The organism is Mannheimia sp. ZY171111, assembly GCF_017750945.1.
GTDB lineage: Bacteria > Pseudomonadota > Gammaproteobacteria > Enterobacterales > Pasteurellaceae > Mannheimia > Mannheimia pernigra.
In genome coordinates this window covers 1275655-1301194 of record NZ_CP046532.1, presented here as the reverse complement: position 1 = coordinate 1301194, position 25540 = coordinate 1275655, and the positions used below count along the sequence as shown (strand labels likewise).

Sequence of the window (25540 nt, the reverse complement as noted above, 5' to 3'; positions counted from 1 at the left end):
CACTTGAGCGTTGTATAGTTAAGCCTCTCGGGCAATTAGTACACATTAGCTCAACGTATCGCTACGCTTACACATTGTGCCTATCTACGTCGTAGTCTCCAACAACCCTTACAGTCTTATAGACTGGGAGAACTCATCTCTTGGCAAGTTTCGTGCTTAGATGCTTTCAGCACTTATCTCTTCCGCACGTAGCTACTCGGCAATGCGTCTGGCGACACAACCGAAACACCAGCGGTGCGTCCACTCCGGTCCTCTCGTACTAGGAGCAGCCCCAACCAATTCTCCAACGCCCACGGCAGATAGGGACCGAACTGTCTCACGACGTTCTAAACCCAGCTCGCGTACCACTTTAAATGGCGAACAGCCATACCCTTGGGACCTACTTCAGCCCCAGGATGTGATGAGCCGACATCGAGGTGCCAAACACCGCCGTCGATATGAACTCTTGGGCGGTATCAGCCTGTTATCCCCGGAGTACCTTTTATCCGTTGAGCGATGGCCCTTCCATTCAGAACCACCGGATCACTATGACCTGCTTTCGCACCTGCTCGACTTGTCTGTCTCGCAGTTAAGCTTGCTTCTACCATTGCACTAACCTGACGATGTCCGACCGTCATTAGCAAACCTTCGTGCTCCTCCGTTACTCTTTGGGAGGAGACCGCCCCAGTCAAACTACCCACCAGACACTGTCCGAGTACTCGTTCCGAGTACTTCGTTAGAACATCAAACGTTAAAGGGTGGTATTTCAAGGACGCCTCCAACAACACTAGCGTGTCATCTTCAAAGGCTCCCACCTATCCTACACATCAAAATTCAATGTTCAGTGTCAAGCTATAGTAAAGGTTCACGGGGTCTTTCCGTCTAGCCGCGGGTACACCGCATCTTCACGGCGATTTCAATTTCACTGAGTCTCGGGTGGAGACAGCCTGGCCATCATTATGCCATTCGTGCAGGTCGGAACTTACCCGACAAGGAATTTCGCTACCTTAGGACCGTTATAGTTACGGCCGCCGTTTACTGGGGCTTCGATCAGGAGCTTCTCTTTCGATAACACCATCAATTAACCTTCCAGCACCGGGCAGGCATCACACCCTATACGTCCACTTTCGTGTTTGCAGAGTGCTGTGTTTTTAATAAACAGTTGCAGCCAGCTGGTATCTTCGACCGGTTCAACCTTCATCCGCGAGGGATTACAATCTACGCCGGCGCACCTTCTCCCGAAGTTACGGTGCTATTTTGCCTAGTTCCTTCACCCGAGTTCTCTCAAGCGCCTGAGTATTCTCTACCTGACCACCTGTGTCGGTTTATAGTACGGTTTAGTGTAATCTGACGCTTAGTGGCTTTTCCTGGAAGCGTGGTATCGGTTACTTCAACTCCGTAGAGTCTCGTCATCACTTCTCGTTGTTAATAGAAGACCGGATTTGCCTAATCTTCCCAACTACCAGCTTAAACAGGGTAATCCAACACCCTGATAACCTAACCTTCTCCGTCCCCACATCGCAATTACACCAAGTACGGGAATATTAACCCGTTTCCCATCGACTACGCTTTTCAGCCTCGCCTTAGGGGCCGACTCACCCTGCCCCGATTAACGTTGGACAGGAACCCTTGGTCTTCCGGCGAACGAGTTTTTCACTCGTTTTATCGTTACTTATGTCAGCATTCGCACTTCTGATACGTCCAGCAAGCCTCTCGACTCACCTTCTTCCGCTTACAGAACGCTCCCCTACCCAACAATGTTTCCATTGATGCCGCAGCTTCGGTGACTAGTTTTAGCCCCGTTACATCTTCCGCGCAGGCCGACTCGACTAGTGAGCTATTACGCTTTCTTTAAATGATGGCTGCTTCTAAGCCAACATCCTAGCTGTCTAAGCCTTCCCACTTCGTTTCCCACTTAACTAGTACTTGGGGACCTTAGCTGGCGGTCTGGGTTGTTTCCCTCTCCACGATGAACGTTAGCACCCACCGTGTGTCTCCTATGCATTACTCTTCGGTATTCGCAGTTTGCATCGGGTTGGTAATCCGGGATGGACCCCTAGCCGAAACAGTGCTCTACCCCCGAAGGTATTCACATAAGGCTCTACCTAAATAGATTTCGGGGAGAACCAGCTATCTCCCGGTTTGATTGGCCTTTCACCCCCAGCCACAAGTCATCCGCTAATTTTTCAACATTAGTCGGTTCGGTCCTCCAGTTAGTGTTACCCAACCTTCAACCTGCCCATGGCTAGATCACCGGGTTTCGGGTCTATACCTTGCAACTATACGCCCAGTTAAGACTCGGTTTCCCTACGGCTCCCTTATTCAGTTAACCTTGCTACAAAATATAAGTCGCTGACCCATTATACAAAAGGTACGCAGTCACAGAATAAATCTGCTCCCACTGCTTGTACGCACAAGGTTTCAGGTTCTATTTCACTCCCCTCGCCGGGGTTCTTTTCGCCTTTCCTTCACAGTACTGGTTCACTATCGGTCAATCAGGAGTATTTAGCCTTGGAGGATGGTCCCCCCATCTTCAAACAGGATATCACGTGTCCCGCCCTACTTGTTGTGAGCTTAGTACCACGGAAATATTTTCGAGTACGGGATTATCACCCTCTATGATTGAGCTTCCCAGCTCATTCCTCTAATAAATCCGCTATTACTCACTGGCTCTTTCGCGTTCGCTCGCCGCTACTAACGAAATCTCGGTTGATTTCTTTTCCTCGGGGTACTTAGATGTTTCAGTTCTCCCGGTTTGCTTCACTTGCCTATGTATTCAGCAAGTGATAGTAGATTCTTCATCTACTGGGTTTCCCCATTCGGACATCTTGGATTAAACGCCTCTTATCGACTCATCCAAGCTTTTCGCAGATTAGCACGTCCTTCATCGCCTCTGATTGCCAAGGCATCCACCTTGTGCGCTTAGTCACTTAACTATACAACCTCAAATGTTTTTGTTTTTGTATTTCAATCAAAAGGAAAGAAAAAACAACATAACAACACATTTAAAGTCTGTTTTAAACTAAACACTTAGCTGCTTTTGTTCAGCTAAGATTTTATTACATACTCAGACTTTCTTTCGAAAATCTCTCAGTTTTTCAGCTTGTTTCTAAATTTTTAAAGAACATTAAGACAATAAAAATCATCTTTAAATGGCGTCCCCACGGGGATTCGAACCCCGGTTACCGCCGTGAAAGGGCGATGTCCTAGGCCTCTAGACGATGGGGACATCATTTAAAGATGCTTTCCTTTTGCCAGTTGAGCGTTAAGTATTTTAGCGATTTTGCAAATTTCTGCAAGATTTTAACCGCTTGAATGCCTAACTTTCATTCATCTCTGTCCTGTCTACTCTATCAAACAATCTGTGTGAACACTTGCTGTCGTCGCGACGCTAAACTCTCGCCTAGCTTCGCGCTTGATTTTTTTGGTAAGGAGGTGATCCAACCGCAGGTTCCCCTACGGTTACCTTGTTACGACTTCACCCCAGTCATGAATCATACCGTGGTAAACGCCCCCCTTGCGGTTAAGCTATCTACTTCTGGTACAACCCACTCCCATGGTGTGACGGGCGGTGTGTACAAGGCCCGGGAACGTATTCACCGCAACATTCTGATTTGCGATTACTAGCGATTCCGACTTCATGGAGTCGAGTTGCAGACTCCAATCCGGACTTAGACGTACTTTGTGAGATTCGCTCACCATCGCTGGCTCGCCGCCCTCTGTATACGCCATTGTAGCACGTGTGTAGCCCTACTCGTAAGGGCCATGATGACTTGACGTCATCCCCACCTTCCTCCGGTTTATCACCGGCAGTCTCCTTTGAGTTCCCACCATAACGTGCTGGCAACAAAGGATAAGGGTTGCGCTCGTTGCGGGACTTAACCCAACATTTCACAACACGAGCTGACGACAGCCATGCAGCACCTGTCTCAGAGCTCCCGAAGGCACTCCCATATCTCTACAGGATTCTCTGGATGTCAAGAGTAGGTAAGGTTCTTCGCGTTGCATCGAATTAAACCACATGCTCCACCGCTTGTGCGGGCCCCCGTCAATTCATTTGAGTTTTAACCTTGCGGCCGTACTCCCCAGGCGGTCGATTTATCACGTTAGCTACGGGCACCAAGCTTAAAGCCCAATCCCCAAATCGACAGCGTTTACAGCGTGGACTACCAGGGTATCTAATCCTGTTTGCTCCCCACGCTTTCGCACATGAGCGTCAGTACATTCCCAAGGGGCTGCCTTCGCCTTCGGTATTCCTCCACATCTCTACGCATTTCACCGCTACACGTGGAATTCTACCCCTCCCTAAAGTACTCTAGACCCCCAGTCTGAAATGCAATTCCCAGGTTAAGCCCGGGGCTTTCACATCTCACTTAAAAGTCCGCCTGCGTGCCCTTTACGCCCAGTTATTCCGATTAACGCTTGCACCCCCCGTATTACCGCGGCTGCTGGCACGGAGTTAGCCGGTGCTTCTTCTGTCGTTAACGTCAATCGCCGATTCTATTAAAATCAACGCCTTCCTCGCGACCGAAAGAACTTTACAACCCGAAGGCCTTCTTCATTCACGCGGCATGGCTGCATCAGGGTTCCCCCCATTGTGCAATATTCCCCACTGCTGCCTCCCGTAGGAGTCTGGACCGTGTCTCAGTTCCAGTGTGGCTGGTCATCCTCTCAGACCAGCTAGAGATCGACGGCTTGGTGAGCCATTACCTCACCAACTACCTAATCTCACTTGGGCTCATCTTATGGCAGGTGGCCCGAAAGTCCCACCCTTTCCTCCTTAGAGATTACGCGGTATTAGCGACCGTTTCCAGTCGTTATCCCCCTCCATAAGCCAGATTCCCAAGCATTACTCACCCGTCCGCCACTCGTCAGCATTAGTACAAGTACTAACCTGCTACCGTTCGACTTGCATGTGTTAAGCCTGCCGCCAGCGTTCAATCTGAGCCATGATCAAACTCTTCAATTAAAAGTTTAATCGCTCAATAAACTGCTTAGCTAAAGTTCACTTCAACTTCTAAACTTAACTTAAGTCAAGAAATCAAAAATAATGAATTTCTAGTTATAAGCACCTATTAAGACTTCAAGTTTTAAAATATTTTTTAAATCAAGTCTATCAACAAGTGCCCACACAGATTGTCTGATAAATTGTTAAAGAACAAAACAAAACGACGCACCGTAATCAACATCTAATCATTCACAACAGTGCGTCGTTGTGTGCCGTGCATTATACGCAAAACAAAATACCTTGCAAGGAGAATTTGGTAATTTTTTGCAAAAATCACTAAAATAATTACCGCTTGCGTGTTTTTAAGCCAATTTGCTAAAAATTAAAGCAGTTTTCGTATATCTTGCTCTATTTTAAGAGAGAAGAGAGAAAATTCGCTATTTCTTTTCTCAAGCGGTACAATTTCACAAATTTTTTGCAAAAAGGAGGGACTATGCAAAACAATCACTTTATTGGTTTAGGTGTTGCAGGCAACTTTGCTGGGCATTTAGAACAAGCGGGAGAGGCGGCGGATTTTGCCAAAGTTAAAACCGCTGAAGCGGTGCAGCCGAAGGCGATTTTTCCGTTTTATGTGCCAGCGGAGAATTTGGGGGATTATCAATTTCTTTCTACTTATCCGCTTTCAAACGATGCGATTCATTTTCCGCAAGATGCGGATAATCTGCAAATTGAGCCTGAAATTGCCTTGATTTGCGACATTGCTTATGAGAATAATCAAGTCATTTCCCTCATTCCAACTCATTTTGCCGCTTATAACGACTGTTCAATTCGCCGACCAAATGCTCGCAAAATTTGCGAGAAGAAAAATTGGGGTGCCTCATCCAAAGGGATTTCAGCAACTCAACTGCCGCTTGATCATTTTAACGAAGGAGGCACGCTGGATAATTACCATATCGCTTGTTTCCATAAACGAGATGGTAAGTTGAACGCTTATGGCATCAATAGCCCTGCGGTGGAATATAGCTATTTTCATCAAAAATTGTTGGATTGGGTTGTAAATCAAATGAACAATCAGCCAGATGACGGCCCAATGAACCATATCGCCGAAATGCTTGAACAAGCCAATTATCCAACTCAAGCGATTATTAGTATCGGAGCAACACGCTACACTCCTTTTGGCGAAAGTAATTTCTTACAGGTTGGGGATGTGAGTATGGTGGTAGTTTATAATGCCAAAAAATATTCTCTCAGCCAAATTGAAGAAATGGCTAAGCTACAAACCTTTAGTGAAGATATTTCTGCCTTAATTCAAACAGTGCGTTAAACCACAAGCGGTTGGTTTTAGTAAAAATTTGCGATCTGCATCGAAAATTTAAACTTATTTTCTGGCGTTTTTCGTTCCTTATTTTATAGTGCTTTCAATTGGAGGCACGATGAAAAAATTTCTCTTTTTACTGCTAACTTGCCCATCCCTATTTGCCAAATCGCCTAATTTAACGTTATTGGGACAATATAAAGGTCAAGATACTTCAGGTTGGGTTATGTCAGAAAAGCTCGATGGTGTACGGGGGTTTTGGGATGGTAAACAGCTTATTAGCCGTCAAGGATATCCGTTCAACCCGCCTGATTATTTTGTCAAAAACTTTCCGCCCTTTGCGATTGATGGCGAGCTTTTTAGCGAACGGGGAAAACTTGAGGAAATTTCTAGCATTGTTCGATCTCAAGAACCAAAAGGTTGGTATAAACTAAAACTATATGTTTTTGATGTACCAAATGCCAACGGCGATTTGTTTAAACGACTAAATTCATTAAAAAAATACCTTGCTCAGCATCCTGCGCCACATATTGAGGTTATTGAGCAAATTCCAATTCAACACCAAGAGCATCTTAACACTTTCTACCAATCTATTTTAGAAAAAGGGGGCGAAGGGGTTGTGGTTCGTAATCCAAATGCAGAATACATTTCTGGACGCTCTGCACAAATTTTAAAAATAAAACCTGTTTTAGATGAAGAGTGTATCGTTATCGCTCACCATAAAGGCAAAGGGAAATACGCAGATAAATTAGGGGCGATTACTTGTGAAAATCAGCGAGGGAGATTCAAAATTGGTTCAGGTTTTAAAGATAAAGAAAGAGAAAATCCGCCGCCTATTGGTTCCACTATTACTTATAAATATCGAGGTTTAACCGTATATGGAAAACCGAGATTTGCAACTTATGTCAGAATACGCAATATCAACGAATAATTATCTGAATAATAAATATTTCAAAAAAGTATTGATTTCTATTTTGAGAATCATTATCATTAACTCGATTAAAAAAATAATAGGTAATCACTCCAATCTTTACGCCGTATTCCCCCACAAAATACGGCGTTTTTTTCATCCACACCCCAAAAATCCTATCAATTTCAATTCATACCGCTATAATAGAATCATTTTTATTGAGATAAAATAAGGAAGATAAATGACTCAATCTATCGAATCAACACTTGCTGAGCTTAAACGCGGTGTAGAAAATATTTATTCAGAAGAAGATTTAATTACAAAGCTAAAAGAAAATCGTCCATTGCGTATTAAATTAGGTGCAGATCCAACTGCACCCGATATCCACTTAGGTCACACCGTTGTGTTAAATAAACTTCGTCAATTCCAACAATTTGGGCACGAAGTTTATTTCTTAATTGGCGATTTCACTGGTATGGTAGGCGATCCTTCAGGTAAAAATTCAACCCGTCCACCATTAAGCCGTGAAGATGTGTTACGCAATGCCGAAACTTATAAAGAGCAGATCTTCAAAATTTTAGATCCGCAAAAAACAAAGATCGTATTCAACTCCGATTGGTTAGGAAAGCTAGGAACAGAAGGTATGATTCGCTTAGCAAGCAACTACACCGTTGCTCGTATGCTTGAGCGTGAAGATTTCAAAAACCGCTTCACCAACCAACAGCCAATCGCCATTCACGAGTTTATCTACCCATTACTACAAGGCTACGACTCAGTTGAACTAAAAGCAGATGTAGAACTTGGCGGCACAGACCAAACATTCAATCTGTTAGTTGGACGTGAATTACAAAAATCTGCCGGTCAAAAACCGCAAGTCGCAATGACACTGCCTCTTTTAGTTGGCTTAGATGGCGAGAAAAAAATGTCGAAATCACTCGGCAACTACATTGGTGTAACTGAAGCACCAAACGAAATGTTCGGCAAAATTATGTCAATTTCAGACGATTTAATGTGGGATTGGTATAACCTACTTTCATTCCGCCCATTAAATGAAATTACCCAATTAAAAGCGGATGTTGAAAAGGGCAAAAATCCACGTGATGTTAAAATTCTACTTGCGAAAGAAATTATCGCTCGCTTCCATAATGATGCAGCAGCTGATGCAGCAGAGCAAGAATTCATAAACCGCTTCCAAAAAAGGGCAATGCCCGATGAAATGCCTGAGTTAACGTTTGAAGGTGAAATTGGTCTAGCCGCACTTCTCAAAGAGGCGGGGCTTGTTCCATCAACATCTGAAGCCATTCGTTCCGCACAACAAGGCGGGGTTAAAATTGACGGCGAAAAAATAGACGATGTGAGACAAAACGCACAAAAAGGCACTTTTGTTTACCAAGTTGGTAAACGTAAATTTGCACGCATTACGGTGAAATAATCCTATTAATCGGCAAGCGGTCATCATTTGCAAAAAATTGGCAGATTATGACCGCTTGTAATGTAACATCTAGAAAAACTAAAGAAGAGATACATTCAAATCTGAACTCGATCCAACAATTCTCACGCGTTTTCCTGGCACAAAACCATCTTCTTTCTTCTGAACCACCACGATTTCTTTACCATCATCTTTGCGAATGACCATTTCTAATGAAGAAGCTTGGCTTGCTTTTTGCTCTACTTGGCTACCAATTACCGAACCAGCAATCGCCCCTACTGCAGTTGCAATCGCCTGACCAGTGCCACCCCCAACACCGCTGCCAGCAATACCACCTAACACACCACCGCCAAGCGTTCCGATCACGCCTTGACTATCTGCTTGAATTTTAACATCACGCACAGACAAAATCGTTCCATACGAAATAGAACGAGCCTCTTTGGCTTGCGTTCCAGAGTAAACGCTACCGCTATAAATGTCAGTATTGGCACAGCCAACTAACGCAAAACCTGAGATTAACGCGCTTGCTAAACCTAATTTTTTCATTTTAATTCTCCGAAATACCTAAATTACATTTCTGACATAATTATGCTCTTTATGTCATAAGGGTGAAGCTTTAGACAATAAGAATGACCAAAAGTTACATCACTCAAGGTGATCGCAATGCTGGGATTTGGCAAACGCTCTCCCTCCACCTTTGGTTGGCTTATTTTAAGCTTGAGCTCTGGATTATCCGATAAATTAAAGCACGACAACACTCTCTCAGCCCACTGTTCTGAGCTTTCCCCGCCTAAAATTGGAAAAACCACTTCAATATGCTCCCAGCCTTCTTGCGGATAGATTTTATCTTTCGGAAATGGCAACTCAATAATTTTTACATTTTGTCCGCAAAATTTCACCGCTTGTGTCAGGGTAAATAATCCGATCGGTCTGCCATTCACTTCACTTTCTTTGAGCAACGTTGAGCCTTCAAGTAACAACGCTCGCCACTGCTCTGCGGTTTCTATTTTGTTCATACGAACGGCGAGGTGATCGATTTCATAATGCGATAAATCAATCCCTGCAATCTCCGCAATTTGTTGAATTTTTTGCTCAAATTGAGATAAATCACCAAAACAAGCGGTCATTTTCTCGAAAAATTTTGCATTTCCTGCTACAATCTTGTCCATTTTTTGTGAATCAAATTTAATAGGTTAAATCGGTGAATATTCAACAAATTTTATCAGATAAAATTAAACAGGCAATGGTGGCAAGCGGTGCAGAGAGCGATGTTGATCCATTAGTTCGCCAATCAGGCAAACCAGAATTTGGCGATTATCAAGCCAATGGAGCGATGGGTGCGGCGAAAAAATTAGGAATGAACCCACGAGAGTTCGCTCAAAAAATCTTAGATAACGCCAATTTAAACGGTATTGCCGATAAATTAGACATTGCAGGCCCGGGCTTTATCAATATTTTCTTAAACCAAGAATGGCTGGCTCAAAATGCCAATAATGCGTTACAAGCGGTCGATTTTGATATAAAAACGGCAAATCCACAAACGATTGTGATCGACTACTCTTCGCCAAACGTGGCAAAAGAAATGCACGTGGGGCATTTACGTTCAACTATTATTGGCGATGCTGTCGTTCGCACTTTGGCATTTTTAGGCAACCACGTAATTCGTGCCAACCACGTGGGCGACTGGGGAACGCAATTCGGTATGCTCATTGCTTACCTCGAAAAAATGGAAAACGAACACGCCAGCGAAATGGAGTTAAGCGATTTAGAAGCCTTCTACCGTGCAGCAAAAGAACATTACGATTCTGATGACGTATTCGCAGAAAAAGCCCGTAACTATGTGGTGAAATTACAAAGTGGTGATGAGTATTGCTTAACGATGTGGAAAAAGCTCGTTGACATCACGATGCACCACAACCAAGAAAACTACAACCGCCTAAACGTAACCTTAACGGAAAAAGATGTAATGGGTGAGAGCCTTTACAACCCAATGTTGCCTGAAATTGTTGCTGACCTCAAATCCAAAGGTTTAGCGGTCGAAGATGATGGTGCACTGGTGGTGTTCTTAGACGAATTCAAAAACAAAGACGGCGATCCGATGGGCGTGATTGTGCAGAAAAAAGATGGCGGTTTTTTATATACCACCACCGATATCGCCGCTGCAAAATATCGTTATGAAACACTAAAAGCTGACAGAGCTTTAGTCTTCTCCGACAGCCGCCAAGCACAACATATGCAACAAGCGTGGCTAATTACCCGAAAAGCAGGCTATGTGCCAGAGAGCTTCAGCCTTGAACACCCATTCTTCGGAATGATGCTCGGCAAAGACGGCAAGCCCTTCAAAACTCGCAGCGGTGGCACGGTGAAATTGAAAGATTTGTTAGACGAAGCGATGGAACGTGCAGAAACGCTTATTTCCGCACGTTCAACTGATTTAACTGCTGAAGAAAAAGCCGCCGTGGTAGAAGCCGTTGCAATTGGCTCAGTGAAATATTCCGATCTCTCGAAAAATCGCACCACTGACTATGTCTTCGATTGGGACAATATGCTGACGTTTGAAGGCAACACGGCCCCTTATATGCAGTATGCCTACACCAGAATACGCTCAATCTTTGCACGTGCAAGCATTGATGAAAATGCGTTAAGTGGCACTATTCAACTAAAAGAACCTAAAGAACGTGCTTTGGCAGTGAAATTACTGCAGTTTGAAGAAGCTCTAAATGGTGTAGCAAAAGACGGTATGCCGCATATTCTATGCCAATACTTATATGAATTAGCTGGCACATTCTCCAGTTTCTACGAGGCTTGCCCTATTTTAAATGCAGAAGAAGACACCAAAAACAGCCGTTTAAAACTTGCCGCATTAACTGCAAAAACCTTAAAACAAGGTTTGGATTTGTTAGGCATTAAAACAATTGAGAAGATGTAAGAATAGTTCCCCTTTTTAGCAAAGAGGGGAGATGTTTATAAGGAACAATGTAAAATGAAATTTATTGATGAAGCCCTGATTCGTGTAGAAGCAGGCGATGGCGGAAACGGCTGTGTGAGTTTTCGCCGTGAAAAATATATCCCAAAAGGTGGGCCAGACGGCGGTGATGGGGGTGACGGCGGCGATGTGTATTTAATTGCAGACGAAAACCTCAATACACTCATAGACTATCGTTTTGAAAAGCGTTATGCCGCAGGGCGTGGCGAAAACGGCCGCAGTGCAGGCTGTACAGGGCACCGTGGAAATGACATCACCTTGCGTGTTCCCGTCGGCACTCGTGCAATCGACAACGACACCCAAGAAGTGCTTGGTGATTTAACCCAGCACGGAATGAAAATGCTAGTAGCAAAAGGTGGCTACCACGGTTTAGGCAATACTCGCTTTAAATCATCGGTAAACCGTGCCCCACGCCAAAAAACCAACGGGACATTGGGCGAAAAACGTGATTTGCTGTTGGAATTAATGTTGCTTGCCGATGTAGGGATGTTAGGTTTACCAAATGCGGGGAAATCAACCTTTATCCGCAGTGTCTCTGCCGCTAAACCCAAAGTGGCGGACTACCCATTCACAACTCTTGTGCCAAGTTTAGGCGTAGCTCGTGTTGGCTCAGATCGTAGCTTTGTGGTTGCCGATATTCCAGGCTTGATCGAAGGGGCGGCGGAAGGCGCTGGTTTAGGCATTCGTTTCCTCAAACACTTGGAACGTTGCCGAATTCTCATTCACTTAGTGGATATTATGCCTATTGATGAAAGCGATCCCGCTCACAACATTTCAGTGATTGAATCGGAACTTTACCAATACAGCGAAAAGCTCTCTGAAAAACCAACGTGGCTAGTGTTCAACAAAATCGACACTATCGGCGAAGAAGAAGCGGCTGAACGTGCCAAAGAAATTGCCGAGCAAATCGGCTGGGAAGGCGATTACTACTTAATCTCTGCCGCCACCGGTCAAAACGTGCAAAACCTCACCCGTGATATTATGGACTTTATTGAAGCCAACCCTCGTGAAGTGGAAGAAGAAAATAAAGAAGCGGAAGAAGTGAAATTCAAATGGGAAGATTATCACAACGAAGCAATGCAAAACCCTGTCGAAGAAGAGTGGGACGACTGGGACGATGATTGGACCGAAGAAGATGACGAAGGCGTAGAGTTTATTTACGAACGCCGATAAAAAGACAAGCGGTTGTTTTTAGCTAGAAATTTGCAAATTTCTGAGGAAAAACAACCGCTTGTTTATTTAAGGAAAACAGATGCTTAGTTCAAAATCCTGCGAAATTTTTAATATTCCATTTTTTCAATTTGCTCAGCTTAAAAATATTGTCCTGAGGAAATTCCTCGTATTAAAGCGGATTACAAGGCTCATTGGGAAATTTGGAAAAAGCTACATCTAGACATTGCTCACCAACTTAGGCAGCCGTTTAGCGAGCCACATATTGAACGTTGGTGTAACGGCTGGCAAGTTCGGGCTCATTTTTTCGCTTATTATAAGTATGAATTTAATCAAAATTCTGCTGCTATTCTTTCCGTGATTTTAAACCGCCGTCGTTTGCAAGTATGCCTTGATTGGCACTGCTATCGGGCTGATCGTTCGCAAATTAATGTGCAACAATATAATCAATGGTGGGAAAATCTTGATCGAGAAAAATATAGCAAATTTGATATTTGGAACGGTAAAGAGAGTGAATATGATGATTTCAGAAAAGTCAGCCAGATTTCAGCTCAAGAATTAATTTTAGCAGATGATGAGGATTTTTGGTGCATCGGGCGGAATGTGGAAAAGGAAGAACTTGATAATATTGATGCGGTGGAATTTATCTATCAGACCATTCGAGACTTATTACCGCTTTATGAAAAATGTCATCAGTAAAAATAGGGCGAACAATTATGTTCGCCCTTTTGGTTATTTAAGCAACAGCCTCTTTTTTATTTTCAACGCGTAAACGATAGCGTTTGTCCATCATACAGAGTAATCCGCCTAACGCCATAAAGAGTCCACCAATCCAAATCCAGCGAATAAATGGTTTGTAATATAAGCGAACCGCCCACGAATTATCGTCCAGTTTTTCACCTAAAGCGGCGTATAAATCTCGGCTGAAACCCCAGTCGATTGCCGCTTCGGTCATACCCATTCGGCTCACGTTATAAAAACGTTTTTCTGCATTGAGTGTAGCTTCATATTTGCCGCTGCGGGTAATTTCAAGCTCAGCCGTACCGCCTTGATAGTTTGCCCCATCGGTAATTTTGATGCCTTTAAACTCAAATTGGTAATCTAAAATTTGAGCTTTATCGCCTACGTTCATTCGCACATCTCGCTCAATGCTGAAGTTTTGGCTAAATGCGATGCCGAATACCGTCATTGCAACCCCTAAGTGAGCCAGCACCATTCCCCAGTGAGAACGAGACAGTTTGAAAACGCCTGTAAAGAATGAATGGCGGTGCGTTGCACGCTGGTGAAGTTCATATAAGCTTAACAGCACAATAAACACACTCATCATTGTGCCAAGCACCACACTCACGGTCATCATATTGCGAAACAGACTCGGCAAGCCAAAGCCAAGCAATGCCATTATAATTAAAGCGATGATAACTGGTTTACGAATGGCAGAAACTTGATCTATTCGCCATTTTACAAGCGGTCCAATTCCTAATACAAATGCAAAAGGCACCATTAAAATCATAAACATTTGGTCAAAAAACGGGGCACCAATCGAAATTGTGCCTAAGCCAATTTGCTTATGGATCAATGGCAATAATGTGCCTAAAAAGACCACTGATAAAAACGCCATCAATAAAATATTATTGATTAAGAGCATTGATTCACGGGAGTAACGCTCGTAGTTGTCTAAACTTTTGATTTGCGAGCCTTTGAAAGCGTAGAGTAGCAACGAGCCCCCCACCACAATCACAAGATACGCCAAAATATATAAGCCTCGAGTTGGGTCTGAGGCGAAAGCGTGCACCGACACCAAAATCCCCGAACGCACGAGGAATGTGCCGACTAAACAGAGTGAGAAGGCTAAAATTGCAAGCAACACCGTCCAAGCCTTGAATGTGCCACGTTTTTCAGTCACCGCTAATGAGTGAATTAACGCGGTGCCAGCAATCCACGGCATAAGGGAAGCGTTTTCTACAGGATCCCAGAACCACCAGCCGCCCCAACCGAGTTCGTAATACGCCCACCAAGAGCCAAGCACGATACCAAGGGTTAAAAACACCCACGCCGCCATTGTCCACGGGCGAGACCATCTTGCCCAAGCCGTGTCTAAGCGACCAGTCATTAATGAAGCAATCGCAAAGGCAAACGCAACAGAGAAACCCACATAGCCCATATAAAGCAACGGCGGATGGAAAATTAAGCCCACATCTTGCAACATTGGGTTTAATTCTCTGCCATCCACGGGAAAATTTGGGAAAGTGCGGTCAAACGGATTTGAGGTGAAAATCACAAACACTAAAAAGCCAATGCTAATTAAACCCATTAAACCTAACACTCGAGCCACTGCATCTTCTGGCATTTTACGAGTGAACGCAGCCACGCCGACAGACCAGAGTGAAAGCAACCACACCCACAATAACAGTGATCCTTCGTGAGCTCCCCAAACTGCTGATAATCGATATTGCAATGGTAAGCGGCTGTTAGAATTGTTTACTACATATTGCACAGTAAAATCATTCACCGCAAATAAGTAAAATAATGATCCAAAAGAGATGGTTAAGACTAAAAACATCGCCCACGTCATTGGTCTGGCTAATGCAATTAATGTGCTATTTTGTTTTTCTGCTCCCCAAATCGGCAAAATGGCCAATAAAACTGAAATTGCCAGTGCTAACGCTAAGGCATAATTGCCTAATTCTGCGATCATTTACTCTCCCCTTGAGCATCTTCTTTCATTTGGCGATCTTTTTCTGATTCTCCTTTCAGATCTTTTTCCGAAACACCCACGGCATTATGCTGCGTTTTTATTTTATCGCCCAACTCTGGTGGCATATAATTTTCATCGTGTTTTGCCAACACTTCCGCTGCTTTTAAGCGAGTTGGCTCAATTAACACACCTTGAGCCACAATACCCTGCCCTTCACGGAACAGATCTGGCAAAATGCCCTCATATTCCACCGTAATTGATGGACCGATATCCTCTAAATCAAACACCACTTTCAAAGTTTTATCATCACGCTTGACGGTATCTTCCACCACCATTCCACCTACACGAATCCGCTGCCCGACTTCTGGCTTTTGTTTTGGATCGTCATTTTTACCGTTCACAATTTCAGACGGCGTATAGAACAAATCGATATTTTGGCTAAGTGCATAAAGCGTTAGCCCTGCAGCAACAGAAAGCCCTAGTAATACGGAAAGCACCACTTTCAATCTTGATTTGCGTCTTGGATTCATCGTAATCACCCTCAAAATAAAAATGCAAATTGCATAAAAATTCAAAAATAAACTAGCGTAAGAATAGCAAAAAACCGCAAAACATTCCGAAAATTTCAAGGAAGTTTTGCGATTCCTCAAATTAAATACCTATAAATAAGTATTTGCAAAAAATTAGCAATTTTTAACCGCTTGTCATTAAGCCGAATGTTTTAATTTTTCTTCTCTTACCAACTCTTTTTTCGCCTGATCTAAAATCGCTTTATGCTCTCGGCGGCTAAGCCAAATCAGCCCGCCTATTGCGATAAAAGTTAGGGCATAAGAGAGCCAAACATAGAAGCCATAGCCACCCATTGCGAAAAATTCACTAATTGATTCAAATTGAAATGTCATTTTTCTCTCCTATTTCTTACGCAGTTTTCGCTAAATGTTTAACCCAAGGGCGGTGACGTTCATCTTTTAATAACGCAATGCGATAACGCCAAATACTCAACCACGCCGTAAAAATCAATGAACCAACAATCGCCAACAACAATGGAATGAGCATTTCCACCGCCATTGAGGGTTTATCCAGCTTAGTAATAGTTGCACCTTGATGTAGCGTATTCCACCACTCTACCGAAAAGTGAATAATCGGTAAGTTAATCACCCCAACAACAGAAAGCACAGCCGCCGCTTTTGCTCCCATTTGTTTATCTTGGAAGGCGGAATAAAGTGCCATTACGCCAATATAAAGGAAGAAAAGCACGAGTGCAGAAGTTAAACGAGCGTCCCACACCCACCAAGTTCCCCACATTGGTTTACCCCAAATTGCCCCTGTGACAAGAGAGATAAACGCAAACACCAAACCAATAGGAGCCATTGAAATCATTGCTAAATTGGCTTGACGAATTTGCCACACTAATGCAACTAATCCAGCCACAGCCATTGAGCCATAAATCCCCATCGACCAAATCGCACCTGGAACGTGAATAAAGATGATGCGGTAACTATCACCTTGCTGGTAATCTTTTGGTGCAAAACCAAGCCCCCACGCAAACGCCACTGCTAGCACAATTAAACTCAACCAACCTAAAAATGGCTGAATTTTGCCCAGCAAATGATATTGTGTCTCCGATTTTGCATAAGGATGTAACCATTTCCACATAGAAAAACTCCGTCATAAATGAAATGTTTATTTACTTTTTTGTAAAATTACTGCTTTCAAATCTAGTTCAAACTAATCCTCAATGCCCCTGCGATCGCAAAAGGCGAAAAAGTAAGGGTCATTGCTAAAATTGCCCCAAGAATAGCAAGCTGCCCGCTGTAGCCCATATTTATAGTTGCCGCTTCTAATATAGCAGCGGCAAAAATAAGCACAGGTAAGAACAACGGCAAAATTAATAAGCTCAATAAAGTGCCGCCCTTGCGTAACCCAACAGTTAATGCAACACCAATTGCCCCTAAGCAACTTAAAATTGGTGTGCCGAGTAATAAAGTTAGCACCAATGCCCACCAAACGTGGGTTTCTAGCGAAAGTAAAATTGCCGCAATAGGCGAAAGTAAAATCAGAGGCAAACCAGTTAAAATCCAATGAGCAACCACTTTTGCTAATGCCACTTGGGGTAAACCAATAGGCAATAACATTAATTGCTCGAGCGAGCCATCTAAATAATCATCTCGAAATAAACGTTCAAAGGAGAGCAATGCAGAAAGCAACGCCGCTACCCACGCAATTCCACTGGCAATTTTGCCTAATAATTCAGGATTTGGTCCCATTAAAATTGGGAATACAGTAATGACCATCAAAAAAAACCAGAGCGGATTTAAAATTTCCGATGGTTTACGAAAGGCAATGGTTAATTCACGTTGAATAATGCTAAATAAAATCATACTTTAAACTGATCTAACGAAATAATCGTAACTTTATCGCTCTCTGTAGCTTGATGGCTGGTAAAAATAACTAATCCGCCTGTTGCACAATGCTGTTCAATATGAGCAATTAAATCTGCCACCCCTTTTTTATCAATAGCGGTAAAGGGTTCATCTAAAATCCAGAGCTTAGCTTTAGTTAGCCACAATTTGGCAAGTGCGACACGGCGTTGTTGCCCTGCTGATAATTGAGAGCAAGGCAAATCTTCCCGCCCGATAAGAGACACTTTATGTAATGCTTGCCACAAACAATCCTCATCTTGCGGCAGTTGTTCGACTTTCTGAAAAAAGCGTAAATTTTCCCAAGCTGTCAGCTCTGGCTTCACGCCTGAATAATGCCCTAAATAAAAGAGTTCAGAATAATATTCATCACGCTGTTTTTGAATAGGGGTATCATTCCACAACACGTCACCTTCAGCAGGTAAAGAAAGCCCAGCTAAAATACGCAAAAGACTGGTTTTACCAATACCGTTATGTCCCTCAATTTGCACCCAATCACCACTACTTACGGTAAAATTACACCCTTCAAATAAACGAGTTTCACCTCGTTCACAAGCGATATTCTGCAATTTAAGCTGATATTGGGCTGTTTGGTTCATCATAACTCAATCGGTAGAAAAAGATTAATTGAAGTGTAACATAAGCGGCTCTTTTAACGTAGCAAACAAGTTACTTATTTAGAGGTATCAAGCGGTCAAATTTGCAAAAACTTTTGCAAATTTTGATAAGAATCAAACCGCTTGTTATAGAGAAAGGGTTTCTTTCACAAAAGGAATGGTTAATTTTCGCTGAGCTTGCAAAGAAGCCTGGTCCAATTTATCTAATATTTTAGAAAGCTCTTCTAAATCTGAGCCTATTTTCTTCAATAGAAAATGAGCCACTTCATCGGGTAATTCCACCCCTTTTTGATGTGCATTAACTTGTAAAATATGGCATTTTTGCTCATCAGTGAGATCGCTTAATTGATACACTTCTCCCCACGTTAAACGAGAGCGTAAATCGGGCAATTTAATATTTAATTGATGGGGCGGACAATTTGCACTGATTAATAACAAGGTTTTTATCCCATCGCTAAATAACCCTTGCTGTTCGCGGATTTGATTGAATAAATTAAAAATAGCTAACTCCCACTCTTCATCGCCTGCAATAGCTTGAATATCGTCCAAGCAAATCACATTCAATAATTCGGCATTATCTAAAACTAATGGTGAAAAATAGTATGCTTTTTTCAGCGGAATATAACTAGAGGTTTGTTGTTTTAAAAGAAAATGGTTGCTCACGGCTTTTAACAGATGGCTTTTACCGCAGCTTTTTTCACCCCAAATGTAGAAAAAAGGCTGCTGAACCTCTTCAAAATTCCGTTTGAGAGATTCAAGCAACACTTCACTATTTTCTGCATAAAAATTGTCGAAAGTGTCTTCATCAATTTGATAAATAGGTAGAGGTAACTGCAAAATATTCCTTAAAGCCAGTCATCAAAAACCCTCTAAGAATATAGGAAAACAGTCATTTTGAGAAGCAGAAAATAACAGAAAATCGTTACGACAATTGCAAAAGAAAAATCGTTAGATTTCATTCTATTGGGCAATTTCGATAAAATCTTCCCTCTATTTTTATTAAAAAAAAGATTGCAGTTCTCTAAAAAAATTGTATATTCAGAAACTCATTGCATCATACTTATGAGCTATTTAGCTATTTTTAACTACAAAAAAACTAAAATTTCTAGGAGTGAATATGAAACAACTTGCTAAACTTTCGTTAATCGCAATGGCAGTTGCTAGTTCTGCAACTGCAATCGCAGCACCTAAAACTTTCGTGTACTGTTCGGAAGCTTCACCATCAGCAATGAGCCCAGTATTAGTCACAGACGGTGCAAGCATTGATGCGAATGCACTCCCTATCTATAACAAATTAGTCGATTTTGAAGAGGGTACAACAAATGTGATTCCCTCATTAGCGGAAAAATGGGACATTTCTGAAGATGGTAAAACCTACACATTTCACTTGCGTAAAGGCGTGAAATTCCACAGTAATAAAGAATTCAAACCAAGCCATGAATTAAACGCAGATGACGTCATATTCTCAATGAATCGTCAGCTTGATCCTAACCACCCATTCCATAAAGTGTCAGGTGGCAACTATGAATACTTTATCGGTATGGATATGCAAAATATCATTGATAAAGTGGAAAAAGAGGACGACTATACAGTTAAAATCAGCTTAAAAGTGCCAAATGCACCGTTTTTAGCCAACTTAGCAATGGATTTTAACGCGGTTTATTCTGCAGAATATGCAGAGCAATCATTAAAAGCGGGCAAACCTGAGCGTATTGATACCAACCCTATCGGTAGTGGCCCATTCCAATTTGTAGACTACCAAAAAGATGCAACGGTGCGTTATAAAGCCTTTGAAAACTACTGGCAGGGGAAAGCGAAAATTGACCGCTTAGTATTTGCCATTACCCCAGATGCCTCTGTGCGTTTAGCAAAATTACAAAAAGGCGAATGCCACGCAATGCCATATCCTAACCCTGCGGATATCGAGGCACTTAAAAAAGATGCCAATATTGAATTAATGAGCCAATCTGGTATGAACATAGGCTATCTTGCATTGAACTCTTCAATCAAACCGCTAGATAACCCAAAAGTGCGTAAAGCATTAAACCACGCGGTGAACAAGCAAGCCATTGTTGATGCCGTGTACCAAGGCGCAGGTCAAGTCGCGAAAAATCCTATTCCACCAACAATGTGGGGATACAACGAAGACATTAAAGATTACGACTACAACCCAGAAAAAGCAAAAGCGTTGTTAAAAGAAGCTGGCTTTGAAAACGGCTTTACCACTGAACTTTGGGCAATGCCTGTAGCTCGTCCATACAATCCAAATGCTCGCCGTATGGCTGAACTTATCCAGGAAGACTGGAAAAAAGTAGGCGTAAACGCAAAAATTGTTAGCTACGAGTGGGGCGAATACCTCAAACGTTTACGTCAAGGCGAAGCCGCAACTTCAATGATCGGATGGACTGGCGACAACGGTGACCCAGATAACTTCTTAAACACCTTATTAAGCTGTTCATCTGTTGAAGCAGGTTCAAACTATGCTAAATTCTGCCACAAACCATTTAACGATGTGGTCGTGCAAGCTGCTCAAGAAAGCGATAAAGCAAAACGTACTGAGCTTTACAAACAAGCACAGCAAATCTTCAAAGAAGAAGCTCCTTGGATTACCATTGCTCACTCAACCGTTTACTTCCCTGTTCGTAAAGAAGTAAAAGGCTATACGATGAGTCCATTTGGTCTGCATAGCTTCTACAACGTAGAACTTGCGGATAAATAATCTGCCTGCAAGCGGTCAAATTTGTAGATTTTTTTACAAATTTGACCGCTTGTTCTCCCCTCTTTAGCAAAGAGGGGAAGGGGAGATTTGGCAGCAGCAATTTGCGAAGTGGGAGAATAAAAAGATCTCTTTGAGAGATGATTTATTTTCTCCAGCAATGACTTCTGTTAAATCTCCCCTAACCCCTCTTTTCTAAAGAGGGGGATCAGATCGAGAGATCAGATCCCCCTTTTAGTAAAACATATAGAGATTTTGAATGTTTCAGTTTATCCTTAAACGCGTATTAATGGTGATCCCCACCTTTATCGCAATTACTTTAATTACTTTTGCCCTTGTGCATTTTATCCCTGGCGATCCAATTGAGATCCGAATGGGAGAACGTGGATTATCTCCTGAAGTACACCAGCAAATGATGGAACAGCTCGGCTTAAACCGACCATTATTTGAACAATACATCAGCTATATCAAAGGTGTGCTACAAGGTGATCTTGGTAGATCGTTTCGCAATAACGAGCCTGTAATACAAGAATTTTTTACGCTGTTTCCAGCCACTGTTGAGCTCGCCTTTTTTGCCTTGTTATGGTCGCTCATTCTAGGGATTTCCTTAGGCGTGATTGCCGCGGTTAAAAAAGAGTCGTGGATTTCGCATACAGTTACTACTCTTTCGCTTACTGGCTACTCAATGCCCATTTTCTGGTGGGGTTTGGTGCTCATTCTTTATATTTCAACACCATTAGGCTTACCTGCCTCTGGGCGTTTGCCATCTGAATATTGGATTGAAGCCGAAACAGGTTTTATGCTCATTGATACTTGGCGTTCAGACGAACCTGGGGCATTTTTAGCGGCGATAAAATCATTAATTTTACCTGCTATTGTACTGGGTACAATTCCACTTGCGGTGATTACCCGAATGACGCGTTCTTCAATGCTAGAAGTCTTGGGTGAAGATTATATCCGCACCGCTAAGGCTAAAGGTTTAAACACCACACGGATTGTGATAGTTCACGCTCTTAGAAATGCGTTAATTCCTGTAGTAACGGTAGTAGGCTTGATTGTAGGGCAACTTTTATCAGGAGCGGTTTTAACCGAAAATATTTTCTCATGGCCTGGCATCGGCAAATGGATTATAGATGCCATCAATAGTCGTGATTATCCTGTTTTACAAGGCTCAGTGTTGATTATTGCCACTATTATTATCTTAGTAAATTTAATCGTAGATTTAATATACGGTATTGTAAACCCAAGAATCCGCCACACTTAATTCGTTTTACAAGCGGTTATATTTTCTAAACATTTTTCCAACCCGCTTGTTTATAATTTTTGGGTTCTTTTTATTTGGAGTGATGAATGTCTTCAACAACATTATCTGCACCTAAACCAAAAACGCCATTACAGGAATTTTGGTACTATTTTTGTCAAAATCGAGGTGCATTAATCGGACTTGCATTTATTGCAATAGTCTTTATAGCGTGCGTTTTCGCACCTTGGGTTGCCCCCTTTGATCCAATCGAACAAAATCGCAGTGCATTATTGCTGCCCCCAGTTTGGGTGGATGGAGGGAGTTCAACACACCTACTTGGTACTGATGATATCGGGCGTGATATTCTTTCTCGCATTATCTATGGTGCAAGATTATCTGTCTTTATTGGTTTAATCATTGTGCTACTCTCTTGTGTATTAGGCGTAGTTTTAGGCTTAATTGCAGGCTATTACGGCGGTATAATTGATATCATCATTATGCGTTTGGTCGATATTATGCTTGCCATTCCAAGCTTGCTTTTAACGATTGGAGTGGTCACCATTCTTGGCCCATCACTCACTAATGCAGCGATTGCAATTGCGGCTGTGTCGATTCCAAGCTATGTTCGTTTAACTCGTGCTCAAGTATTAAGTGAGAAAAATCGCGATTATGTCACCGCCTCTCGTGTTGCAGGGGCAAGCGTGTTCCGATTAATGTTTGTGGTTATCTTACCAAACTGTTTAGCCCCACTTATTGTTCAAATGACAATGGGCATTTCAAATGCGGTTTTAGAATTAGCCGCACTGGGTTTTTTAGGCATTGGTGCTCAACCTCCAACACCAGAATTAGGTACGATGCTGGCAGAATCCCGTGGCTTTATGCAATCGGCAAACTGGTTAGTGACTATTCCAGGGCTGGCGATTTTATCGTTAGTATTAGCGTTCAACTTAATGGGTGATGGCTTACGTGACGCACTCGATCCAAAACTAAAACAATAGGAGAGACAAGATGGCATTATTAACTGTTAATCAGCTTTCCGTCCACTTTGGCGATGAAAAAACGCCATTTAAAGCGGTGGATCGCATAAGTTACGAAGTCAATGAAGGCGAAGTATTAGGTATTGTGGGTGAATCTGGTTCGGGTAAATCAGTAAGTTCATTAGCAATTATGGGCTTAATCGACTTTCCTGGCCGAGTTATCGCGGAAAATTTGCACTTTAACGGCAATAATTTATTGGCATTAAAACCAAAGGAAAAGCAACAAATTGTCGGGGCTGATGTGTCTATGATTTTCCAAGATGCAATGACCAGCCTTAATCCAAGCTATACTGTTGGCTATCAGATTATGGAAGCATTAAAAGTTCATCAAGGTGGTTCAAAAGCGAGCCGCCAAGAACGAGCTATTGAGCTGCTCACAATGGTGGGGATTCCAGATCCAAAGTCTCGCTTAGAAGTTTATCCACACCAACTTTCGGGCGGAATGAGCCAACGAGTGATGATTGCAATGGCAATTGCCTGCAATCCTAAATTATTGATTGCTGATGAACCAACAACCGCATTAGATGTAACGATTCAAGCACAAATTATCGACTTACTGTTAGAGTTACAACGCAAAGAGAATATGGCGTTAATTCTCATTACCCACGATCTTGCTCTGGTTGCTGAAGCAGCTCATCGCATTATCGTCATGTATGCAGGGCAAGTGGTTGAAGAAGGAAAAGCTGCAGAAATTTTCAGCTCGCCGCTCCACCCTTATACGCAAGCATTGTTAAAAGCATTACCTGAATTTGCCGAAGGGAAATCTCGTTTACAATCTCTACCAGGGGTTGTGCCAGGTAAATACGACCGACCACAAGGCTGCTTGCTCAACCCTCGCTGCCCGTATGCCACGGATAAATGCCGAGAGATTGAACCTGAACTACACACATTAAATGGTCGCCAAGTGAAATGCCACACCCCATTAACATTATCAGGCATACCATTGGCATTTGAACAACATCAGAGAGGTTAAAATGAGCGATTTGCAAAAAAATAATAAAAACGCACCGCTTCTCGATGCGATTAACTTAAAAAAGTATTACCCTGTTAAAAAGGGAATGTTTGCACCGCCAAAGCTGGTTAAAGCCGTTGATGGCGTATCATTCACGCTAGAGCGTGGCAAAACATTGGCGATTGTAGGCGAATCGGGCTGTGGAAAATCAACACTAGGGCGAATGCTCACAATGATTGAAAGCCCTACTGAAGGTGAATTATTTTACAATGGGCAAAATTTCTTAGTAAATGATAAAGAAACCGCCCAACTACGCCGTAAAAAAATTCAAATTGTGTTCCAAAACCCCTATAGCTCACTAAACCCGCGTAAAAAAGTAGGGGCCATTTTAGAAGAACCACTACTGATTAACACTGAGTTATCAGCAAAACAGCGTAAAGAAAAAGTCTTGGAAATAATGGCAAAAGTCGGCTTAAAACCTGAATTTTACGACCGTTACCCACATATGTTCTCTGGCGGACAACGCCAGCGTATTGCAATTGCTCGAGGCTTAATGCTACAACCTGATATTGTCGTGGCTGATGAACCTGTTTCCGCATTAGATGTTTCTGTTCGAGCACAAGTGCTTAACTTGATGATGGATCTGCAAGAAGAAATGGGATTATCCTATGTGTTTATTTCACACGATTTATCTGTTGTTGAGCACATTGCCGATGAAGTTATGGTTATGTATTTGGGTCGTTGTGTAGAGCAAGGCGACACTAAAACGATTTTTAGCAATCCTCGCCACCCTTATACTCAAGCACTGCTTTCGGCAACACCACGTTTAGATCCCGAGCAACGCCGTGAACGAATTAAGCTAACAGGTGAATTACCAAGCCCATTAAATCCACCAAAAGGCTGTGCATTCAATGCACGTTGCCGTTTTGCAACTGATTTATGCCGCACAAAGCAACCTGATCTCAAAACCTATGCAGATGGCACACGCATTGCGTGTTTTGTGGTGGAAGAAAACCATAAAGAAGAACTTCAGTAGCTTTAAAGCGTATAAGCACACTAACAAGATGGCTTGAATTTTTTCAAGCCATCTTTTATTTGCCATTATTTAAGCAAAACCGTCCGC

The 25540-nt window shown here is 42.6% G+C and carries 19 protein-coding genes, 1 tRNA gene, 2 rRNA genes and 1 pseudogene; 11 read left to right on the top strand and 12 right to left on the bottom strand.

The window, feature by feature from the left end:
- Positions 1–14: 14 nt before the first annotated feature.
- The 3 genes from GM698_RS06315 to GM698_RS06305 form a co-directional block, all read right to left on the bottom strand.
- A 23S ribosomal RNA gene (locus tag GM698_RS06315) occupies positions 15–2915 on the bottom strand.
- Between the two features lie 217 nt (positions 2916–3132).
- Positions 3133–3208, bottom strand: a tRNA-Glu gene (locus tag GM698_RS06310).
- A gap of 199 nt (positions 3209–3407) precedes the next feature.
- Positions 3408–4948, bottom strand: a 16S ribosomal RNA gene (locus tag GM698_RS06305).
- The 16S and 23S rRNA genes sit together here with 1 tRNA gene alongside, the layout of an rRNA operon.
- Positions 4949–5420: 472 nt before the next feature.
- Between GM698_RS06305 and GM698_RS06300 the strand changes: the two genes are divergently transcribed.
- From GM698_RS06300 to tyrS, 3 genes are all read left to right on the top strand, one after another.
- Positions 5421–6251, top strand: a complete 831-nt coding sequence (locus GM698_RS06300) for a DUF5718 family protein (RefSeq protein WP_209289113.1) — start codon at positions 5421–5423, stop codon at positions 6249–6251.
- A 109-nt stretch (positions 6252–6360) separates the two neighbouring features.
- Positions 6361–7173: a DNA ligase gene (locus GM698_RS06295; RefSeq protein ID WP_209289112.1), complete on the top strand. Its 813-nt coding sequence runs from the start codon at positions 6361–6363 to the stop codon at positions 7171–7173.
- A gap of 220 nt (positions 7174–7393) precedes the next feature.
- Positions 7394–8584: a tyrosine--tRNA ligase gene (gene tyrS, locus GM698_RS06290; protein ID WP_209289111.1), complete on the top strand. Its 1191-nt coding sequence runs from the start codon at positions 7394–7396 to the stop codon at positions 8582–8584.
- A gap of 78 nt (positions 8585–8662) precedes the next feature.
- Here tyrS and GM698_RS06285 read toward each other — a convergent pair whose 3' ends face one another.
- Together GM698_RS06285 and GM698_RS06280 are read right to left on the bottom strand one after the other, a co-directional pair.
- The gene (locus GM698_RS06285) at positions 8663–9127 is read right to left on the bottom strand and encodes a glycine zipper 2TM domain-containing protein (protein WP_209289110.1); all 465 of its coding nucleotides are present in this window, start codon (positions 9125–9127) and stop codon (positions 8663–8665) included.
- A 23-nt stretch (positions 9128–9150) separates the two neighbouring features.
- Positions 9151–9750: a VOC family protein gene (locus tag GM698_RS06280; protein ID WP_176811979.1), complete on the bottom strand. Its 600-nt coding sequence runs from the start codon at positions 9748–9750 to the stop codon at positions 9151–9153.
- Positions 9751–9782: 32 nt separating this feature from the next.
- On the opposite strand from GM698_RS06280, the gene argS reads away from it, so the two are divergent.
- From argS to GM698_RS06265, 3 genes and pseudogenes are all read left to right on the top strand, one after another.
- The gene (gene argS / locus GM698_RS06275; RefSeq protein WP_209289109.1) at positions 9783–11510 is read left to right on the top strand and encodes an arginine--tRNA ligase; all 1728 of its coding nucleotides are present in this window, start codon (positions 9783–9785) and stop codon (positions 11508–11510) included.
- A gap of 54 nt (positions 11511–11564) precedes the next feature.
- Positions 11565–12740: an Obg family GTPase CgtA gene (gene cgtA, locus GM698_RS06270; protein ID WP_176807668.1), complete on the top strand. Its 1176-nt coding sequence runs from the start codon at positions 11565–11567 to the stop codon at positions 12738–12740.
- A gap of 79 nt (positions 12741–12819) precedes the next feature.
- Positions 12820–13436: pseudogene (locus GM698_RS06265) on the top strand (HI_0552 family protein).
- 37 nt (positions 13437–13473) lie between these two features.
- Here the strand turns inward: GM698_RS06265 and GM698_RS06260 are convergent.
- The 7 genes from GM698_RS06260 to hda all read right to left on the bottom strand — a co-directional run bounded on the left by GM698_RS06260 (position 13474) and on the right by hda (position 19306).
- Positions 13474–15432, bottom strand: coding sequence for a heme lyase CcmF/NrfE family subunit (locus GM698_RS06260; RefSeq protein ID WP_209289108.1), 1959 nt, complete (start codon positions 15430–15432; stop codon positions 13474–13476).
- Entirely contained in the window at positions 15429–15962 is a 534-nt protein-coding gene (gene ccmE / locus GM698_RS06255) for a cytochrome c maturation protein CcmE (protein ID WP_176809534.1), read from the bottom strand. The genes GM698_RS06260 and ccmE overlap by 4 nt, the downstream gene beginning before the upstream one ends.
- 177 nt (positions 15963–16139) lie before the next feature.
- The gene (gene ccmD / locus GM698_RS06250; RefSeq protein WP_159628635.1) at positions 16140–16334 is read right to left on the bottom strand and encodes a heme exporter protein CcmD; all 195 of its coding nucleotides are present in this window, start codon (positions 16332–16334) and stop codon (positions 16140–16142) included.
- 16 nt (positions 16335–16350) lie between these two features.
- Positions 16351–17088, bottom strand: coding sequence for a heme ABC transporter permease (locus tag GM698_RS06245; protein ID WP_159628636.1), 738 nt, complete (start codon positions 17086–17088; stop codon positions 16351–16353).
- Between the two features lie 62 nt (positions 17089–17150).
- Positions 17151–17813, bottom strand: coding sequence for a heme exporter protein CcmB (gene ccmB / locus GM698_RS06240; RefSeq protein WP_209289107.1), 663 nt, complete (start codon positions 17811–17813; stop codon positions 17151–17153).
- Complete coding sequence (gene ccmA, locus GM698_RS06235; RefSeq protein ID WP_209289791.1) at positions 17810–18451, bottom strand: cytochrome c biogenesis heme-transporting ATPase CcmA; 642 nt, start codon at positions 18449–18451, stop codon at positions 17810–17812. The genes ccmB and ccmA overlap by 4 nt, the downstream gene beginning before the upstream one ends.
- A gap of 144 nt (positions 18452–18595) precedes the next feature.
- A complete protein-coding gene (hda, locus tag GM698_RS06230) occupies positions 18596–19306 on the bottom strand; it encodes a DnaA regulatory inactivator Hda (protein WP_159628638.1) in 711 nt (236 codons plus the stop codon).
- Between the two features lie 280 nt (positions 19307–19586).
- Here hda and GM698_RS06225 point away from each other — a divergent pair, with 280 nt between their 5' ends.
- From GM698_RS06225 to GM698_RS06205, 5 genes are all read left to right on the top strand, one after another.
- Positions 19587–21188, top strand: a complete 1602-nt coding sequence (locus tag GM698_RS06225; RefSeq protein WP_209289106.1) for an ABC transporter substrate-binding protein — start codon at positions 19587–19589, stop codon at positions 21186–21188.
- Positions 21189–21444: 256 nt separating this feature from the next.
- Entirely contained in the window at positions 21445–22449 is a 1005-nt protein-coding gene (locus tag GM698_RS06220; protein ID WP_176807674.1) for an ABC transporter permease subunit, read from the top strand.
- 86 nt (positions 22450–22535) lie between these two features.
- Positions 22536–23426, top strand: a complete 891-nt coding sequence (locus GM698_RS06215) for an ABC transporter permease subunit (RefSeq protein ID WP_176807675.1) — start codon at positions 22536–22538, stop codon at positions 23424–23426.
- A gap of 10 nt (positions 23427–23436) precedes the next feature.
- Entirely contained in the window at positions 23437–24438 is a 1002-nt protein-coding gene (gene dppD, locus GM698_RS06210; protein WP_176807676.1) for a dipeptide ABC transporter ATP-binding protein, read from the top strand.
- A 1-nt stretch (position 24439) separates the two neighbouring features.
- Positions 24440–25453, top strand: coding sequence for a peptide ABC transporter ATP-binding protein (locus GM698_RS06205; protein ID WP_176807677.1), 1014 nt, complete (start codon positions 24440–24442; stop codon positions 25451–25453).
- Positions 25454–25540: the final 87 nt, after the last annotated feature.

What these genes read in the sequence shown, in the direction of transcription:
- GM698_RS06300 (WP_209289113.1), top strand. Translation starts at nt 5,421, where the DNA reads ATGCAAAACAATCACTTTATTGGTTTAGGTGTTGCAGGCAACTTTGCT.
- GM698_RS06295 (WP_209289112.1), top strand. Translation starts at nt 6,361, where the DNA reads ATGAAAAAATTTCTCTTTTTACTGCTAACTTGCCCATCCCTATTTGCC.
- tyrS (WP_209289111.1), top strand. Translation starts at nt 7,394, where the DNA reads ATGACTCAATCTATCGAATCAACACTTGCTGAGCTTAAACGCGGTGTA.
- GM698_RS06285 (WP_209289110.1), bottom strand. Translation starts at nt 9,127, where the DNA reads ATGAAAAAATTAGGTTTAGCAAGCGCGTTAATCTCAGGTTTTGCGTTA.
- GM698_RS06280 (WP_176811979.1), bottom strand. Translation starts at nt 9,750, where the DNA reads ATGGACAAGATTGTAGCAGGAAATGCAAAATTTTTCGAGAAAATGACC.
- cgtA (WP_176807668.1), top strand. Translation starts at nt 11,565, where the DNA reads ATGAAATTTATTGATGAAGCCCTGATTCGTGTAGAAGCAGGCGATGGC.
- GM698_RS06260 (WP_209289108.1), bottom strand. Translation starts at nt 15,432, where the DNA reads ATGATCGCAGAATTAGGCAATTATGCCTTAGCGTTAGCACTGGCAATT.
- ccmE (WP_176809534.1), bottom strand. Translation starts at nt 15,962, where the DNA reads ATGAATCCAAGACGCAAATCAAGATTGAAAGTGGTGCTTTCCGTATTA.
- ccmD (WP_159628635.1), bottom strand. Translation starts at nt 16,334, where the DNA reads ATGACATTTCAATTTGAATCAATTAGTGAATTTTTCGCAATGGGTGGC.
- GM698_RS06245 (WP_159628636.1), bottom strand. Translation starts at nt 17,088, where the DNA reads ATGTGGAAATGGTTACATCCTTATGCAAAATCGGAGACACAATATCAT.
- ccmB (WP_209289107.1), bottom strand. Translation starts at nt 17,813, where the DNA reads ATGATTTTATTTAGCATTATTCAACGTGAATTAACCATTGCCTTTCGT.
- ccmA (WP_209289791.1), bottom strand. Translation starts at nt 18,451, where the DNA reads ATGAACCAAACAGCCCAATATCAGCTTAAATTGCAGAATATCGCTTGT.
- GM698_RS06225 (WP_209289106.1), top strand. Translation starts at nt 19,587, where the DNA reads ATGAAACAACTTGCTAAACTTTCGTTAATCGCAATGGCAGTTGCTAGT.
- GM698_RS06220 (WP_176807674.1), top strand. Translation starts at nt 21,445, where the DNA reads ATGTTTCAGTTTATCCTTAAACGCGTATTAATGGTGATCCCCACCTTT.
- GM698_RS06215 (WP_176807675.1), top strand. Translation starts at nt 22,536, where the DNA reads ATGTCTTCAACAACATTATCTGCACCTAAACCAAAAACGCCATTACAG.
- dppD (WP_176807676.1), top strand. Translation starts at nt 23,437, where the DNA reads ATGGCATTATTAACTGTTAATCAGCTTTCCGTCCACTTTGGCGATGAA.
- GM698_RS06205 (WP_176807677.1), top strand. Translation starts at nt 24,440, where the DNA reads ATGAGCGATTTGCAAAAAAATAATAAAAACGCACCGCTTCTCGATGCG.